At 55.6% G+C, this 16,299-nt stretch carries 10 protein-coding genes; 1 reads left to right on the top strand and 9 read right to left on the bottom strand.

Going from position 1 to position 16,299, the window contains the following annotated elements; genetic code table 11:
- The 8 genes from gltB to pilM all read right to left on the bottom strand — a co-directional run.
- Positions 1–4,396: glutamate synthase large subunit (gene gltB / locus ACTH5D_RS09250; RefSeq protein ID WP_441670478.1), on the bottom strand; the 4,396-nt coding region annotated here is incomplete at its 3' end.
- A 504-nt stretch (positions 4,397–4,900) separates the two neighbouring features.
- Positions 4,901–6,007 carry a 3-dehydroquinate synthase gene (gene aroB / locus ACTH5D_RS09245; RefSeq protein WP_441670476.1) on the bottom strand — a complete coding sequence of 369 codons (1,107 nt, stop codon included), beginning with the start codon at positions 6,005–6,007 and terminating at the stop codon, positions 4,901–4,903.
- Positions 6,004–6,588 (bottom strand): shikimate kinase AroK, encoded by a 585-nt coding sequence (aroK, locus tag ACTH5D_RS09240; protein ID WP_441670474.1) that lies wholly within the window; start codon positions 6,586–6,588, stop codon positions 6,004–6,006. Before aroK ends, aroB begins: the two co-directional genes overlap by 4 nt.
- The gene (pilQ, locus tag ACTH5D_RS09235; protein ID WP_441670472.1) at positions 6,588–8,582 is read right to left on the bottom strand and encodes a type IV pilus secretin PilQ; all 1,995 of its coding nucleotides are present in this window, start codon (positions 8,580–8,582) and stop codon (positions 6,588–6,590) included. The genes aroK and pilQ overlap by 1 nt, the downstream gene beginning before the upstream one ends.
- A gap of 116 nt (positions 8,583–8,698) precedes the next feature.
- Positions 8,699–9,259: a pilus assembly protein PilP gene (locus ACTH5D_RS09230; RefSeq protein ID WP_441670470.1), complete on the bottom strand. Its 561-nt coding sequence runs from the start codon at positions 9,257–9,259 to the stop codon at positions 8,699–8,701.
- Positions 9,256–9,915: a type 4a pilus biogenesis protein PilO gene (locus ACTH5D_RS09225; RefSeq protein WP_441670468.1), complete on the bottom strand. Its 660-nt coding sequence runs from the start codon at positions 9,913–9,915 to the stop codon at positions 9,256–9,258. The genes ACTH5D_RS09230 and ACTH5D_RS09225 overlap by 4 nt, the downstream gene beginning before the upstream one ends.
- The gene (locus tag ACTH5D_RS09220; protein ID WP_441670466.1) at positions 9,912–10,451 is read right to left on the bottom strand and encodes a PilN domain-containing protein; all 540 of its coding nucleotides are present in this window, start codon (positions 10,449–10,451) and stop codon (positions 9,912–9,914) included. The genes ACTH5D_RS09225 and ACTH5D_RS09220 overlap by 4 nt, the downstream gene beginning before the upstream one ends.
- Positions 10,452–10,461: 10 nt before the next feature.
- Entirely contained in the window at positions 10,462–11,439 is a 978-nt protein-coding gene (pilM, locus tag ACTH5D_RS09215; protein WP_441670464.1) for a type IV pilus biogenesis protein PilM, read from the bottom strand.
- 190 nt (positions 11,440–11,629) lie between these two features.
- Here pilM and ACTH5D_RS09210 point away from each other — a divergent pair, with 190 nt between their 5' ends.
- Positions 11,630–14,158, top strand: coding sequence for a penicillin-binding protein 1A (locus ACTH5D_RS09210; protein WP_441670462.1), 2,529 nt, complete (start codon positions 11,630–11,632; stop codon positions 14,156–14,158).
- A 113-nt stretch (positions 14,159–14,271) separates the two neighbouring features.
- Here the strand turns inward: ACTH5D_RS09210 and ACTH5D_RS09205 are convergent, their stop codons facing one another.
- On the bottom strand, positions 14,272–16,296 hold the full coding sequence (locus ACTH5D_RS09205) for a TRAP transporter permease (RefSeq protein WP_441670460.1): 2,025 nt from the start codon (positions 16,294–16,296) through the stop codon (positions 14,272–14,274).
- Positions 16,297–16,299 lie beyond the last annotated feature (3 nt).

The following is a 16,299-nucleotide window of genomic DNA, read 5'->3' as shown; positions in this document are numbered from 1 at the left end:
CCGCTTTTGGCTTAACCAGCCAGAAGTGGCGCGCATAGTCGCTGAAGTCTTCCAAGATGGCTTCGCCACGTGCGGAACCGGTCGCGGCCACATAGGCTTCAATCGTTTCGCGCAGATGGCGGCGATACGCCTCCATGGCCTCTGTGGTAACGCGATGAATTTCGACCAGCTCGTGGTTGTACTTATCGACGAAGGAGCGATCTTCATCGAGCACATAGGCAAACCCACCGGTCATACCCGCACCGAAGTTCACCCCGGTTTCGCCCAGCACACAGACCAAGCCGCCGGTCATATATTCGCAGCAGTGGTCGCCAGCCCCTTCAATGACCGCTGACGCGCCGGAGTTACGCACCGCAAAGCGCTCGCCCGCCGTGCCGGCCGCAAACAGCGTGCCGCCAGTCGCGCCGTACAAGCAGGTATTGCCGATAATGGCCGTCTTATGGCTCTCAAACTGGCTCACTTTCGGCGGGATAATCACGATACTGCCGCCGCTCATGCCTTTACCGACATAATCATTGGCATCGCCTTCGAGGTAGAGATTCAAACCCCGCGCGTTCCACACCCCAAAACTCTGCCCCGCCACACCGACGAAATTCGCGGTCACCGGCGCTAACCCCAACCCTTCATCGCCGTAGCGCTTGGCAATCGCACCCGATGACAATGCGCCTACGCTGCGATCGCAGTTGGTAATGGTGAAGTTAAACTCACCTCCCGAACGGTTCTCGATAGCGTCTTTTAGCGCGGCCAGCACCTCTTGGTTCTTGGCGCCGGGATCATGCGGCACGTTACGGCTTACCCTGCAGAACTGCGGCGCATCTTGAGGCACAAAGTCATTCGCCAACAGCGGGGTAAGATCGAGCTTGCGCTGAGCAGCCGTATTGCCTTCCAGCACTTCGAGCAGGTCAGTGCGACCAATCAAATCAGTAAGCTTGCGCACGCCTAGCTCGGCCATCAGCTCACGCACTTCTTCGGCGATAAAGCGGAAATAATTTTTCACCATATCCACGGTGCCACGGAAGTGCTCGCCACGCAGGAAGTCATCCTGCGTGGCCACACCGGTCGCGCAGTTATTTAGGTGACAAATACGCAGGTACTTACAGCCCAGCGCCACCATCGGCGCGGTACCAAACCCAAAGCTCTCTGCCCCTAGAATGGCCGCTTTTACGACATCCAGCCCCGTTTTTAGACCGCCATCGGTTTGCAGGCGAATCTTATCCCGCAAGCCGTTGATACGCAGCGCCTGATGCACTTCCGGCAGGCCAAGCTCCCAGGGGGAGCCGGCATGCTTGATCGACGTTAAGGGACTCGCGGCGGTGCCACCGTCATAGCCCGACACGGTAATCAGGTCGGCATAGGCCTTGGCAACGCCGGTGGCGATGGTGCCGATACCCGGCTCGGAGACCAGCTTCACCGATACCTGAGCTTCTGGGTTAACCTGCTTAAGATCGAAAATCAGCTGAGCCAAATCTTCAATCGAGTAAATATCGTGGTGTGGCGGCGGTGAAATGAGCGTAACGCCAGGCACCGCGTGGCGCAGGCGAGCGATCAACGCATTGACCTTACCGCCGGGCAGTTGGCCACCTTCACCAGGTTTTGCGCCCTGGGCAACTTTGATCTGCAGCACTTCCGCATTCACAAGGTACGCTGGGGTAACGCCAAAACGGCCGGAGGCGATCTGCTTGATTTTGGAGCTACGGATAGTGCCATAGCGCTCAGGGTCTTCGCCGCCTTCGCCCGAGTTAGAGCGACCGCCGGCTTCGTTCATGGCCTGAGCCAGCGCTTCGTGCGCCTCTGGGGAAAGCGCACCCAACGACATGCCCGCGCTGTCAAAGCGTGGCAGCAGGTCTTCAACAGGCTCTACTTCATCAAGCGCAACCGGCGCTTCTGATGGCTTAAGCTTGAGCAAGTCCCGAATCGTCGCTACCGGACGCTCGTTCACCAGTTGGGCAAACTTCTTCCACTTGGCGTAGCTGCCCTCTTGAACCGCCTGCTGCAGCAACATCACGACATCAGGGTTGTAGGCGTGATATTCGTGGCCATGGACATACTTGAACATACCGCCTTGAGAGATGCCCTTACGGGGAATCCAGGCGTCTTTCGCCAACAGCGCCTGCTGCAGCTGAAGCTCAGCAAAACCAGCACCCTGAATACGTGACGCCATGCCCACAAAGCACAGATCCATCACCTCGTCAGACAAACCCACTGCTTCAAACAGCATCGAGCCACGGTAGGAAGCCAGCGTCGAGATACCCATCTTGGAAAGGATTTTAAATAGGCCTTTCTGCAATCCCTTACGATAGTTTTCGCGGCCATCTGCCGGATTACCGGTCAGCTCGCCGGTGCGATGCATATCCGCCATCACCTGATACGCCAGCCACGGATACACCGCCGTGGCGCCCACACCAAACAGCACCGCCATTTGGTGTGCATCTCGGGCGTAGCCGGTTTCCACCACAATGTTGGCATTGGGGCGTAGCGCCAAGTGACCTAAGTGGGAGTGCACAGCACCCACCGCCAAAGCGGCCTGGATCGGGATCAGCCCCTGCGCCAGTTCTGCATCGGTAAGCACCAAAATTACTTTTCCAGTACGCACCTGCGCTTCTGCCTCTGTACACAGCGCCTTAACCGCCTGGTGAAGGCTTTGCTGCTCAGGGTCGTAACCCAGTGACAGCGTATGGCTGGCGAAAGCGGGGTCTTCCTGAGTGACCAGCGCGGTAAATTTACGTGGTGACAGCACCGGCGTAGTCAAAATCAAACGATGCGCGTGCTCGGGCGTTGCTTTAAAGACGTTAAGCTCAGCGCCACAGCAGGTTTCCAGCGACATTACAATCGCTTCGCGCAGCGGGTCGATTGGTGGATTGGTGACCTGGGCAAATTTCTGACGGAAAAAATCTGTCAGCAGGCGAGGACGGCTCGACAATACCGCCATGGGGGTGTCGTCGCCCATTGAGCCCACCGCTTCCTGACCACTTTCTGCCAGCGGGCGCAGTATCTGATCGCGCTCCTCAAAACTGATCTGGAACAGCTTCTGCTGAACGTTAAGCGCGGCGGTATCCATGGTCTGGAAGCGCGCAAGCTCGGTCAGCGCCGACTCCAGGTAGTTCGCTTCTTGCTTAAGCCAGCGCTTGTACGGGTAAGCCGACTTCAGCCGGTCATCGATATCCTGCGTATGCAGTACTTCACCGGTTTGCGTATCCACCGCCAGCATTTGCCCTGGGCCAACGCGACCCTTGGCGACCACGTCTTCCGGCTTATAGCCGTAGGTGCCAATTTCCGATGCCAGCGTGATATAGCCATTTTTGGTAATCACCCAGCGCGCGGGGCGCAGGCCGTTACGGTCAAGCATGCAGACGGCCTGGCGACCATCGGTCATGACCACGCCTGCAGGGCCGTCCCACGGCTCCATGTGCATCGAGTTATATTCGTAGAAGGCGCGCAGCTCGGCGTCCATTGTCTCTACGTTTTGCCAAGCGGGTGGCACCATCATCCGCACCGCGCGGTGCAGCTCCATGCCACCGGTCAGCAGCACTTCCAGCATGTTGTCCATACTGGAGGAGTCAGAGCCGATGGTGTTAACGATCTCATCCAGCTCAGCGATATCAGGCAGGCGCTCGTTAACGAAATTCGCTTTACGCGAATTTGCCCAGCCTCGGTTGGCTTCAATGGTGTTGATTTCGCCGTTGTGCGCCAACAAGCGAAACGGCTGTGCCAGCGGCCAGCGGGGCGCGGTATTGGTCGAAAAGCGCTGGTGAAACACGCAAATAGCCGTTTCCAAACGCGGATCATTTAAATCCTGATAAAACGCCGGTAGGTCTTCCGGCATCACCAAGCCTTTATAAGAGACAACTTCCGACGAGAGCGAAGCCACATAGAAATCTTTTTCGTCGCGCAGCGCCTGCTCGGCACGGCGGCGAGCCATGAACAGATCAACGTCGAAGTGTTCGCCCTGGCCTGGCTGCACAAATAGCTGACGAATACGCGGCAGGCAGTCGAGCGCCATCGGCCCACAAACGCTGGCGTCCGTAGGCACATCGCGCCAGCCCAGTACATTAAGCCCACGCGCTTCAAACTCACGAGTTAACGTGTCACGAGCATGCGCTTCACGGGCGTCATCGTTAGGTAGAAAGATCACCCCAACGGCAAATTTCTCGCCCAGCTCAGCATCAAACGCTTCTTTAGCAAGCGCCTGCATAAATGGCTTAGGCATTTTAATAAGCAGACCACAGCCGTCGCCGGTTTTTCCATCGGCCGCGATACCGCCGCGATGGGTCATGCAGGTCAGTGATTCAATGGCCGTTTTCAACAAATCGTGGCTAGCCTGCCCTTCCATATGGGCAATCAGGCCAAAACCACAGTTGTCGCGAAATTCGCCAGGCTGGTGAAGACCTTTATTCATGGGCGCGCCTCTAGTCAGGGTCTTTTTTTAGCAGCGTGCATGTGGTAAAAAGGCGGGTTTTGCTTTTTTTATAATGCTTCTTACCCACCCAAAAAGGATACTTCCCACCTTCGCTGCTGAAACAAAATGGTCGGCCAGCATAGCGATTCGCACCCTATTTGCGCAATCGCCACTTGCAGGCGATGCTAGAAAAACTCTTTTCAAATCCTGAGCTTGCATCACCGCTTAAGGAAAAAATACATAGACTTCAAACACTTGCAAGCACATACAACGTTATTTAAACGATACCTACCAGGCGTTAGACTTTAGTCTTAAATCACCCGCCCATCCCATGCCGATAGCGTATAAGGCATGCCAATTATCTTAAAAGCCGTTAATTGCCTGGAAGCCGAGCACAAAAAAAACCGCCTTTCATCGCCGCTGAGCTTAGGGAGCGACGATGGAAGGCGGGCTTAGCTAGCTTACGTTCTTACTTGTTTACTTAATGATGCACCCTTGCACCACTTAACGGCGCGGATAGCCATCCAGCAGTGCCTGTAGTACCGACACCGGCGTGGCGTCGCTGACGCAAGCATCGCCAAGGCTATTGAGCAGCACTAGACGCAGCTTGGCATCGATATTTTTCTTATCTAGCCGCATACGCATTAAAAAGTCTTCGCTGGACATGTTCGCCGGCGCCGCTAACGGCAGCCCCGCACGCTCAATGACCGCCAGACTTCGGGCAAGCATCACCTCATCAACCCAACCGAGCTGCTGGGAAAGCGTCACGGCCATGGCCATGCCGGCGCCCACTGCCTCACCGTGCAACCAGTTGCCATAACCTTGATGCGCCTCAATAGCATGGCCAAAGGTATGGCCTAGATTGAGTAATGCACGCACGCCCTGCTCGGTTTCGTCTTCGGCAACGATATCAGCTTTGATTTGGCAACTGCGCGCGATGGCCTCGGCGATTACATCGGGCATGACATCCAGCAGCGCCGGCATATTGGCTTCCAGCCAGCTTAAAAATGCTTCATCACGGATCAACCCGTATTTAACGACCTCTGCAAGCCCTGCCGACAGCTCACGACGCGGCAAACTTTTCAGCGACTCGATATCTACCAGCACCGCCTTAGGCTGCCAGAAAGCGCCAATCATGTTTTTGCCCAGCGGATGGTTAACGCCCGTTTTGCCTCCCACCGACGAATCCACTTGGGAAAGTAGCGTGGTCGGCACTTGAATAAATGCAACACCACGCTGATAGGAAGCGGCAGCATAGCCCACCATATCGCCAATTACCCCGCCACCTAGCGCGACCAGGGTGCAGCGACGATTAAAGCCTGCCTCCAATAGCGCATCCCAAATCCGGCTGACGTGCTCAATGGTCTTGTACTGTTCGCCATCCGGCAGTACCAGGGTGCGTACCTCGACATCACCGGGCAGGCTAGCGCAGAGCTTGTCTAGATAAAGCGGTGCGATCGTCTCATTGGTGATAACCATCACCTGCTGACCGGCCAAATAGGGTGTCAAAGCATCGGCGCGCCCAATGAGCCCCGTATCGATATGAATGGGATAGCTGCGCTCACCTAAGTCAACGTGAAGCGTACGCCGTGCATCGACTATCGCGGTCATGGAAATACCTTATGGTTAAGCGTTTCAGCAGTGTGATTGACGGGTGATGGCTCCAAGGGATCAACCAACCGATATACCCGTCGCAATATTTCATTCACCACTGCCCGGGGGCTGCGACGATCTGTGCGCACGGCAATATCCGAGGTCGCCCGGTAAAGCGGATCACGCTGGGTAAACATATCGATGAGCACCTGCTCACGATTAGCGCACTGCAACAGCGGCCGATTGCGATCTTTCGCCGTGCGTTTGAGCTGCTGATCAACGGTGGTGAGTAGATAAACGACCGTACCTCGATCACGCAGTGCGCGGCGGTTCTCTTCGCGCAGCACCGCACCACCGCCAGTGGCGACAACCACGGACGAAAGCTGGGTCAATTCATCAATCATATGGATTTCTCGCAGTCGAAAGCCCTGCTCGCCCTCGACATCAAAAATCCACGGGATATCCGCCCCGCACCGATCTTGTATGGCGTGGTCACTGTCATAAAATTGGCGCGACAATTCGGCCGCCAGCAGGCGACCAATAGTGCTTTTGCCAGCCCCCATGGGGCCAATAAGAAATAGATTAGGTAAATCCTGCATCAGCGAACCGTCAAACCATCGTCAAGGAGTCGTGGAGTAATAAAGACTAACAACTCTACCTTTTCATTGCTCTCTGCGGTATAGCGAAACAGCCTACCTAGTAAAGGAATGTCGCCCAAGAGCGGTGTTTTGGCAATTTGGCGAAGCTCTTCTGTCGTTAAAATACCGCCTAACACCACCGTTTGGCCGTCATCTACCAATACTTGGGTTTCAATTTGATTGGTATCAATCGGCGGCTCACCGCCAAATTCTGATTCACGAAAGCTATCATTTTTGATCACCAGATCCATAATAATGCGGTTGTCCGGCGTGATTTGCGGGGTGACTTCCAGTGAAAGCTCGGCTTCTTTGAACTCGGTGTCCAGATTGTCATTGCCATCTACGCGCTGGAAAGCGCGTTCTTCACCCTGGCTGATTCTGGCAGTACGCTGATTGGCGGTAATAATTCTAGGCTGCGAAATAGTCTGGCTTTTACCTTCACTTTCCAAGGCGCGCAGCTCCAGATCCAACAAAACATCACCCGATAAATAGCCAAAGCTAAAGCCGGTGCCGCGCCCTGATGCCGCCCCTAAGTCAACCGCCAGACCGCCCTGCGCCCGGTTAATGTTATTGGGATTAATATTTCGCCGCCTAAACGCGCCATCATCGCCTTGTTGAAAACCTCGCGTACTCGACATACCCCAGTTAATACCAAGCTCACGCGACGCGGTGTCCCGCGCGATGACAATGCGCGCCTCTATTTGCACCTGACGAACGGCGACGTCTAAGCGATCAATCGTGCGGGCAATATCGCGCACCTGCGCTGCGGTATCCTGCACTAATAGCGTATTGGTGCGATGATCAACGCTCACCCGACCACGCTCAGTCAGCAGCCCGAAGCCGTCGCTTCCACCCCCGCTTAGCAGCTGAGCCAAATCGTCGGCCCGCGCATATTTGATTTCGACAAACTCGGTCACCAGTGGCAACAGCGTTTCACGCTGATGGCGAGCTTCCAGCGCCTGGCGCTCTAAGTCAGCCAGCTCATGAGTAGGCGCTACCAATATCACATTGCCCTGCTCACGGCTCGATAGCCCTTGGGTTTGTAAGATCAGCGCCAGCGCCTGATCCCAAGGCACATCGTTTAAATTAAGCGTTACGCGTCCGGCCACGCTATCACTGGCGACCAGATTAAGGCCGGTAAACTGGGCCAGCGTCGCTAACACTGAGCGAACCTCAACATCTTGGAAGTTAAGGCTCAGCAGTTCGCCATCAAAGCTCTTCTCTGGCGTTTGAGAAGAAGGCAGCACTTGGCTGACCGGCTGTACATCAACCGTCAACGTGCGCTCTTTTTGCGAGGAGATCATCGCAAAAGCCCCCTGCGTTGCGATCACTAGCTGCGTACTGCGCGGCTCAGATCGAGGCGTAATGCGCGTGACTGGAGTGGCAAAATCAGTGACATCGTAGATATGATTCAAGGCATCAGGCAGGGAGACACCGAGCAGCTCAACGAGCACGGCCTCTGCGCTATTTTCACGCACGTTTGCGTCAACACCGTCACGATCAAAGGTAACAATAAGCCGACCGGCACCGTCCTGGCCGCGTCGAAAATCAATGTTTTCTATATACGGCCCCTCGTCGATTTCAAGCGCCGCGGCAGCTTCGCTATTAGCGCCATGAGGATCAGCCTCAAAGCGAATACGTAGACGATCTTCCAGCACGCTCGAAGTGTAGCTCTGCGCCTCGCGCAGATTAACGACCAGACGCGTTCGTCCATTGCCTTCCATGGCGGTAATCCGCTCAATGCCCCCTCGATCCACGTTAACACGCCGATTGGCGAGTCCATTTTGCGTAGCGGCCAAATCAAGCATGACGCGAGGCGGCGCCGCTAAACGATAGCTGCGCAGCTCGGGCACGCCGCCGGAGAAATAAAGATCAACGTTAATCCCTCCGCTTTGCGCAGGCAGCACGTCGATCTCGGTCAGCACCGACTCAGCGGCCCATGAAGGTAACGCCATTGATATGGATGCGCCTATTGCTATATATAATGAAGCCAATAGCGAAGGCAAGCGTACGGCTATCTTCGAAAAGAGTCTGCGTCGCCAAGCGGTCACTGTCATAAGCTATTATCCAGTTACAAGTCGTCTGCGTTAATGACGAGCGATACCTGTCGCTCCTGCCATCCGTCCTGCTGAGTAAGCACCTGTTCGGTGAGATGAAGCGCTTGCGCGTCTATTTGTGCAATTCGCCCATCGTTAGTGCCCATGTAGTCCCCTTCTTTAACACTGGTCACGGCGCCATCGGGCGATGCAATTAACGCTAAACGGCGCCCCGCCATTGTCATCGTGCCCACCAGATGAAGCTCTTGCAGAGGGAAATGCTCTAACGGCTGTAATGCACGCTGCGGGTTCGGCGCTTGCACACGGTCGCTGCGCTCATTGCCATCTTCAGCTATCGCCTGTGGCGCCAAAAAGGGGCTGCGCTGATCGCTATATAAGTAGTCTAAGGAAGCGCTTTCAGGCTCTAGCACGCTTATTGTTGGCGGCTCGCCTACCGGCGACTGTCGAATATCAGTCAGCGTCTGCGCCAATGGTTCTAAATCAGGCTCCGCACACCCCATCAGCAAGACCGCCGAACTCAACAGCATCACCGTCGGCGCGGCACGCTTTACAAGTCGCGGCTGGCTTGGCGTCATAGCACGTCTGCTCCCTCATCCAGCGGCTGATCACTGTCTCCTGCATAGCGATAGGTGCGGGCAAGGAGCGACAGCTGCAGCATATCGCCGTGCCCCTCAACGGGCGCCAAAGTGAAGTCATGCTGGGTCACCATGCGTGGCAGCGACGCGATATCGGCGATAAAACGCGCCAGCTGGTGATAGCCGCCGCGCACCTGAATATCCAGCGGCTGCTCTATATAGTGCGGCTGTTCCAACGCGGGGCGCAGCCAGACAGTGTCAATTATCAGGCGGTTATCAGCCGCGGCATCACTGATACTATCGAGCAGCGAGGGGATTTCCGCATCGCTGGGAAGCATCGTGTGAAAGCGCGCCACCTGCGTTTCTAAGGCTACCAACTGATCACGCCGTTCCGGCAAGAAGGCGGCTTCAGACACTCGGCTGCGGTATTCACTTAACAGCCGAACCTCCTGGCGCTGCGCGGCCATAAAGGCATCGCGCTGTTCGCTCACCGTCAGCCATAGCATCACGCCCAACGCTACTAGCAGCGTTACACCGCAGCTCAAAACCTTTAATAGCCACGGCCAGCTACCGGCTTCTTTGACGTCTAACCCTCGCCAGTCAACCTCGCGCAAGCGCTGCCATTCAATGGCCCATTGGTCGCGCTGAAAACTCATCGCGCCGCCTGGTCAACGTCGAAATGAAACACGCGGCCCGCGCCGTCTTGCTCGCTTTCCAGCGCCGAGAGCACTGGCACGCCCAAACCCGATAGTGCGGCAATACGACGTAGCTGCTCGGACACCTGCCGGGCGCTGCCCGCAGCCGCCGTTACGCTGACGCTATTATCGCTTCTCGAGAGCCGCTGATAGACCACGCCGCTCACGACGCTATTCGCCACGTTATTAAACAGGTGCACAGTATCGGTACGCGTAGACTGCAGCGCCTGAAACACGGCTATTTGCTCATTTAACCGCGCAGCATCAAGTTCCACGCGCGACACGCTGTCAATATCCGCATGCAGACGCTCAATGTGGCTGATAATAAGCGCATTACGCTGCTGCTGAGCGGCCAGCTTAAGCTGATAAAATTGAGAGATGAGCAGCCCAACCACCACGCCCAGTAGCAGCATGATCACCACGGCGACATAGTATTGTCGCGTTCGCCGCTCACGCTGTGCCTGCCGCCAAGGCAGCAGATTAATAGTTATCTTCACAGGCAGACCCTCATTGATTCACCCTCATCGCTAAGCCACCGGCGGTTAGCATCGTCGGCGCATCATTCATCAGGGCTTGAAGGTTTAGGCGTTTATTGACCTGCATGTGCTGAAAGGGATTAGCGATCGTCACCGGTATCCCGCTATGGTTAGCAATACGCTCGGCCAGACCAGGCATCACGCTTGATACGCCGACCAATACGATATGCTGTATTAGCTGCTGATGCGCCTTCGCGTGGTAGCGCTGTAAGATGCGCATAACCTGCTGAGCAATGGCTTCGATTAAAGAGGTGGTTAGCGGTCTATCGTCAAACGCCGTACTGCGGCTATAGACAATATGCTGGCCATGCAAGACGTGAAAAACATGCGTTGCAGCATCAATATCGACGACGCCAATACAGGCCATATCAGCATCGCCAGTTGGATCGCCTGCGTGCGTTTGGCCGCGCAATTCAATCAGCGAGCGCGCCAAAGCAAACGTGTCAACGTCCACAACCGCAGGCTCAAGACCTGCACGCTCTAACGTCTCAGAAAGCTGGATAACGTCGCGCTGGCGACAGGCCACCAGATCTACCTGCTGCTGCCCTTCATCAAACGGCGCAGGGCCTTGGCATTTAAAATCGAAAGCAACGTCATTGAACGGAAAAGGAATATGGTGGTCGGATTCGGCCATAATGCGTTCTTCTATCTCGTCTTCACGCAGTTCGATAGGAAAGTTCAGCGTTTTAGTGATAGCAGCACTCGCAGGAATGGCGACGGCAGCTTGACGCGTAGAGGGTTGCGCATGGTCTAAAGCGCGCTTCAGCGTACTGGTAACGTCATTAATGTCACGAATACGGCGTTCAATTATCGTACTTTCGCGCAGTGGTTTAACGGCATAACTTTCTACTTGGTAATAACCACGGCACTGCGTTAGCTCCAGCAGCTTTACGCTCGCCGACGTAATGTCTATACCGATCAACCCTTTATCGGATTTCATAAAGCGCATAGTAGGTCAAGCTCCACCTGCTGATCACGTGAATCGAGGTTACCTTATTTTTAATTAAGACTCACGTGAACGAACTTACAACATATCAACACTGGTGGCCGCCGCCTCAGCTTCCTATAATGGCAGCCAATTACATGATGCGGCCGTTCAAACGCCGATCTTTTTATTCTCTCCAGGGTGCTCTTTGTTCATGACGTTTCTTCGAACCCTTATTGTGTCGCTATTTTTTCTCATCGTGTCATTGGTCGGCGCCACCGTGCTGGCCGTGGTGGCTGCGGCTATTTACTTTGCGCCGGGCTTACCCGACGTTCGTCAACTGCAGGACTTTGAGCTGTACACGCCGCTGAGAATCTTTACCCAAGACGGTAAGCTGATTGGCGAGTTCGGTGAGGAGCGGCGCATGATAGTCGACTTCGATGAAATTCCGCAGGATATGGTCAATGCCTTGGTCGCTGCCGAAGACACCAACTATTTTGATCATGCCGGCGTCGACCCTCGTGGCTTAGCCCGGGCCGCGGTAGAGCTGGTTAGCAGTGGCGGGTCTATCCAGTCAGGCGGTTCGACCATCACCATGCAGGTCGCCCGTAACTACATGCTGACGCTGGATCAAACGTTTACACGTAAGATTCGTGAAATTCTGCTCGCGCTGCAAATGGAGCAAGTGCTCAGCAAAGAAGAAATTTTCGAGCTTTACGTTAACAAGATTTTCTTGGGCAACCGTGCCTATGGCATCGCCGCTGCCGCTGAAACCTACTATGACAAGCCACTGGCTGAATTGACTCTCGCGCAAACGGCGATGATTGCGGGGCTGCCCAAAGCACCCTCTGCGTTCAACCCGCTGGCGAATTCAGAACGCTCGCTTATTCGACGCAACTGGATTCTCTTTCGCATGCGCGACTTAGGCTATATCGACGAGAGCACCTATCAATCGTCGGTTCAGGACCCGGTGACTGCCCGCCGCCACTACACGCAAAACGAAGTTGACGCTGATTACGTTTCAGAAATGGCGCGTCAGTACGCGGTTGAGCGCTTTGGCGATGACGCCTATACCGGCGGCTATCGCATCTACACCACGATTAATAGCGAGCTACAGCCCTTTGCTCAACAAGCTCTCTCCAACGGCCTAACCGCCTATGACCTGCGCCATGGCTGGCGCGGGCCAGAGCAGCGTGAAATTGCTGCCAGCTTAGTTGAGGCGCAAGAGCAAACCGCGACGCAAGGCCTTGAAGAAGAGCTTTCTGAGTCGCCCGAAATTCGTCAAACCGCCCGCCAGGCCGCCCAACGTAGCCAAACGGAAGTGGAAGGATTTGATGGCGACGTCAGTAACTGGATTCAGGTACTTGCTCGCACGCCCAACTACGGCCTGCTAAAGCCAGCTATCGTGGTAGAAAGCAGCGGTCGGGAAATGAAAGTACTTACCCGCAACGACGGGCTACAAACGATTTCATGGGCGGGTTTAAGCTGGGCACAAAAGTACCTTAGCCCACGCAGTCGTGGGGCAGAACCCAGCTCGGCGGATCAAATTGCCGTGCGTGGCGACATGATTCGCGTGATTGAGAATGAAGATGGCTCACTGCGTCTTTCTCAACTCCCGGACGCCGAGGGCTCGCTGGTCGCTCAAGACCCGCGCACCGGTGCCATTCTCGCGCTTCAAGGTGGCTTTGACTTTAACGCCAGCAAGTTCAACCGCGCGGTACAGGCTCAGCGCCAGTCAGGCTCGATCTTCAAGCCCTTCATTTATTTGGCGGCTCTTGAAGATGGCGAGATGAATGCCGCAAGCGTGGTCAATGACGCGCCGGTAGTACTCGACGACGGCAGCAACTCTTTATGGCGGCCGGCGAACTCTAGCCGGGACTTCCAAGGGCCGACGCGCTTACGCCCTGCGCTGGCACGTTCACGCAACCTGGTGACTATCCGCGTTCTGCAGACGATGGGCTTAGATCATACGATTAACTACTTAGAAGGCTTCGGTTTTGCGCCAGGCCGCCTGCCTCACGGTTTAGCTTTAGCCCTAGGCAGCGCGAGCTTAACGCCCATGGAGATGACCAACGCCTACGCCGTTCTTGCCAATGGCGGCTTCCAAGTGGCGCCCTGGTTTATTGAGCGTGTTACCCGCAACGATGATCGCGAACTGATTGATGAAGCGGCGCCTCAAGTGGCTTGCCCAAGCTGTGCAGAGGATCAGGAAACGGTTGAAATTGATGGCCGCGAATACCCCATCGCCGAACGAGTAGCCGACCCGGCCGCCGTTTATATTCTGCGCGACATGCTACGTGACGTTATCACCTCGGGTACTGGTCGCGGTGCACTAAGCCTGAACCGCGAAGACATTGTGGGGAAAACAGGTACCACGAACAGCCTGCGCGACGCGTGGTTTGCGGGCTTTAACAGCGATCTCGTCACCACGGTGTGGGTCGGTAAAGACAGCAACGAAACACTCGCTGAGTATGGTGCCGGCGCCGCCTTACCGATTTGGGTGGAGTTCATGGGTGATGCGCTGGAAGGCACGCCGCCGGCCGTGCTAGAACGCCCTGATACGGTTGTGACTGCGCGCGTTGACCCGGATACCGGCCGTCGCTTAACTGACGACCAGCCGGGCGGCCTTACCGAGCTGTTCCATCGTGATCACTTGCCGGACTACCAGCAGCGCCGTATCAGTCGCGAGCTGGAAGAAGCCAGCGGCTCTCAAGGCTCAGGCACCGCAGAGTCAATCTTCTAACGCTAGCGGCTAATCCCTGCGCCACGGCGCAATAGCGAAAAGGCCCGGAGAGAATATCTCCGGGCCTTTTTTTATTACTTACTCAGCATCTTTGCGGCTATTGCCACTAACCGTTATCCGTTATCCGTTAACGACGGGGCTTGCGGCTGGCGCTTACTGGCCAGCCAGTTAGCGCCAATTACCACGGTCATCACCACGACACCGGCAATCTCGGTCATCAGGTTAGGATAGAACACCCCAATAATCGCCGCCGTAATCGCCAGGCGAGGTAGCCACGACATCCGTGTAAACAAATATCCTTCCAAGGCCGCTGCAAAAGCACCTAATGCCAGGATGGCGATAATGCCGTTCCAGATGACAACGGGCACAGGCCCACCCATGATGATTTCAGGATTGAACACCATAAACAGCGGAATCAGGTACAGCCCTTTGGCAAACTTCCACGCCTGGAAGCTCGTTTCCATCGGTTTACTGCCGGCTATCGCCGCCCCGGCAAAACCTGCCAAGGCGATGGGTGGCGTCACGTTAGAGTCCTGGGAGTACCAGAACACCACCAGGTGAGCAACCAATAGCGGAATACCAAACTCTTGGGTAAGCGCCGGGCCAACTAGCACAATTAGCACGATATAGCTCGCCGTTACCGGCAGGCCCATGCCTAGTACTAAGCTTGCCAATAGCACCATCAGCAGCGCGAGCAGAATGTTGCCGCCAGAAAAGGCCAGCATCATCGACGAGAACTTCAGACCTAAACCGGTTAAGCCCACAATACCAACGATAATACCGGCAACCGCGCAGGCCATTGAAACGGACACCGCATTGCGCGCACCAAGTTCTAAACCTTCAATAAGTTTGGCAAATCCCGCGCGGATAACATTTTTAATCGACGTCGATGTTACCGGCTGGCCCTGGCTCGGCGCCACAAAGAAAAACCACAGTGCATAACGCAGTACCGCTACGGCTACCATGGTGACAACCGCATAGTAGCCGACGCGCATAGGCGACATACTCAGCGCCAGCAGCCAGACCAGCACGGCTAGCGGCAGCAGGAAGTGCCAGCCATCTTTCAGAACCTGGCGCACCTGCGGCAGCTCTGCTTTCGGCAACCCCTGCATACCTTGCTTAAGGGCAATAATGTGGACAAACAGATAGACCGTCGAGAAATACATAATCGCCGGCAAAATACTGACTTTCACAATATCTAAGTACGGCGTATTGGTGTATTCCGCAATCAAGAAAGCACCCGCCCCCATCAACGGCGGCATAATCTGCCCACCGGTTGAAGCCGCGGCTTCAATACCCCCCGCCTGCTTGGCTTTGTAGCCCAGCTTTTTCATCAGCGGAATAGTAAACGCACCGGTGGTAACAACGTTGGCAATCGCGCTGCCGGAAATAGACCCCATACCCGCGGAGGCTAGCACCGCAGCCTTGGCCGGCCCACCGCGCTGGCGACCGGTGGCGGCATACGCCATGTCGATAAAGAACTTACCCGCACCGGTGCATTCCAAAAAAGCACCAAACAGTACAAAAATAAAGATATAGGTTGCCGCCACGCCGAGCGGCAGGCCGAAAATACCCTCTTGCCCCAGGTAAAGCTGGCCAGCAACGCGGTCAATGCTATAGCCGCGATGCTCCAGAATGCCCGGCATCCACTCGCCCAGCCACGGCAGCTCGCCCCGCGGCCCGGCAAAGGCATACACAATGGCAATCAAACCGATCACGGTCATACCCAAACCCACCGCGCGGCGGCTCGCTTCTAGCACCGTCACGGTCGCAATACAGGCGACCAGAATATCGGCACTGCTCCAAAAGCCTGCTCGACTGAAAATCTCATCCAGGTTGAACACTAAATAGCCGCCGGTGACGATCGCCCCGGCTAAGAACACGAGATCAATCCCCCATCCAACGACGCCACGCTTACTGGTGGGACCAAAGGCCGGGAACATTAAAAACGCCAGCATCATGATCAATGCCAGGTGAATACTGCGCTGATAAAACAGCCCTAACGGCTGGATACCCGCGGAATACAGCTGAAAAAGGGAAAGTCCCACCGCCACAATGGTGATCAACCACAGCACCATGCGGGGTTGAATCACATTACCACCCGGTATTACCGTCGACGGCTGATTGGATTCGTTCATGAA

Source organism: Halomonas sp. (genome assembly GCF_052095695.1).
Lineage (GTDB): Bacteria > Pseudomonadota > Gammaproteobacteria > Pseudomonadales > Halomonadaceae > Vreelandella.
This window is presented reverse-complemented; position numbering and strand designations above follow the sequence as displayed.

What these genes read in the sequence shown, in the direction of transcription:
- pilM (WP_441670464.1), bottom strand. Translation starts at nt 11,439, where the DNA reads ATGCGCTTTATGAAATCCGATAAAGGGTTGATCGGTATAGACATTACG.
- pilQ (WP_441670472.1), bottom strand. Translation starts at nt 8,582, where the DNA reads ATGGCGTTACCTTCATGGGCCGCTGAGTCGGTGCTGACCGAGATCGAC.
- ACTH5D_RS09225 (WP_441670468.1), bottom strand. Translation starts at nt 9,915, where the DNA reads ATGAGTTTTCAGCGCGACCAATGGGCCATTGAATGGCAGCGCTTGCGC.
- aroK (WP_441670474.1), bottom strand. Translation starts at nt 6,588, where the DNA reads ATGCAGGATTTACCTAATCTATTTCTTATTGGCCCCATGGGGGCTGGC.
- ACTH5D_RS09205 (WP_441670460.1), bottom strand. Translation starts at nt 16,296, where the DNA reads ATGAACGAATCCAATCAGCCGTCGACGGTAATACCGGGTGGTAATGTG.
- aroB (WP_441670476.1), bottom strand. Translation starts at nt 6,007, where the DNA reads ATGACCGCGATAGTCGATGCACGGCGTACGCTTCACGTTGACTTAGGT.
- ACTH5D_RS09230 (WP_441670470.1), bottom strand. Translation starts at nt 9,259, where the DNA reads ATGACGCCAAGCCAGCCGCGACTTGTAAAGCGTGCCGCGCCGACGGTG.
- ACTH5D_RS09210 (WP_441670462.1), top strand. Translation starts at nt 11,630, where the DNA reads ATGACGTTTCTTCGAACCCTTATTGTGTCGCTATTTTTTCTCATCGTG.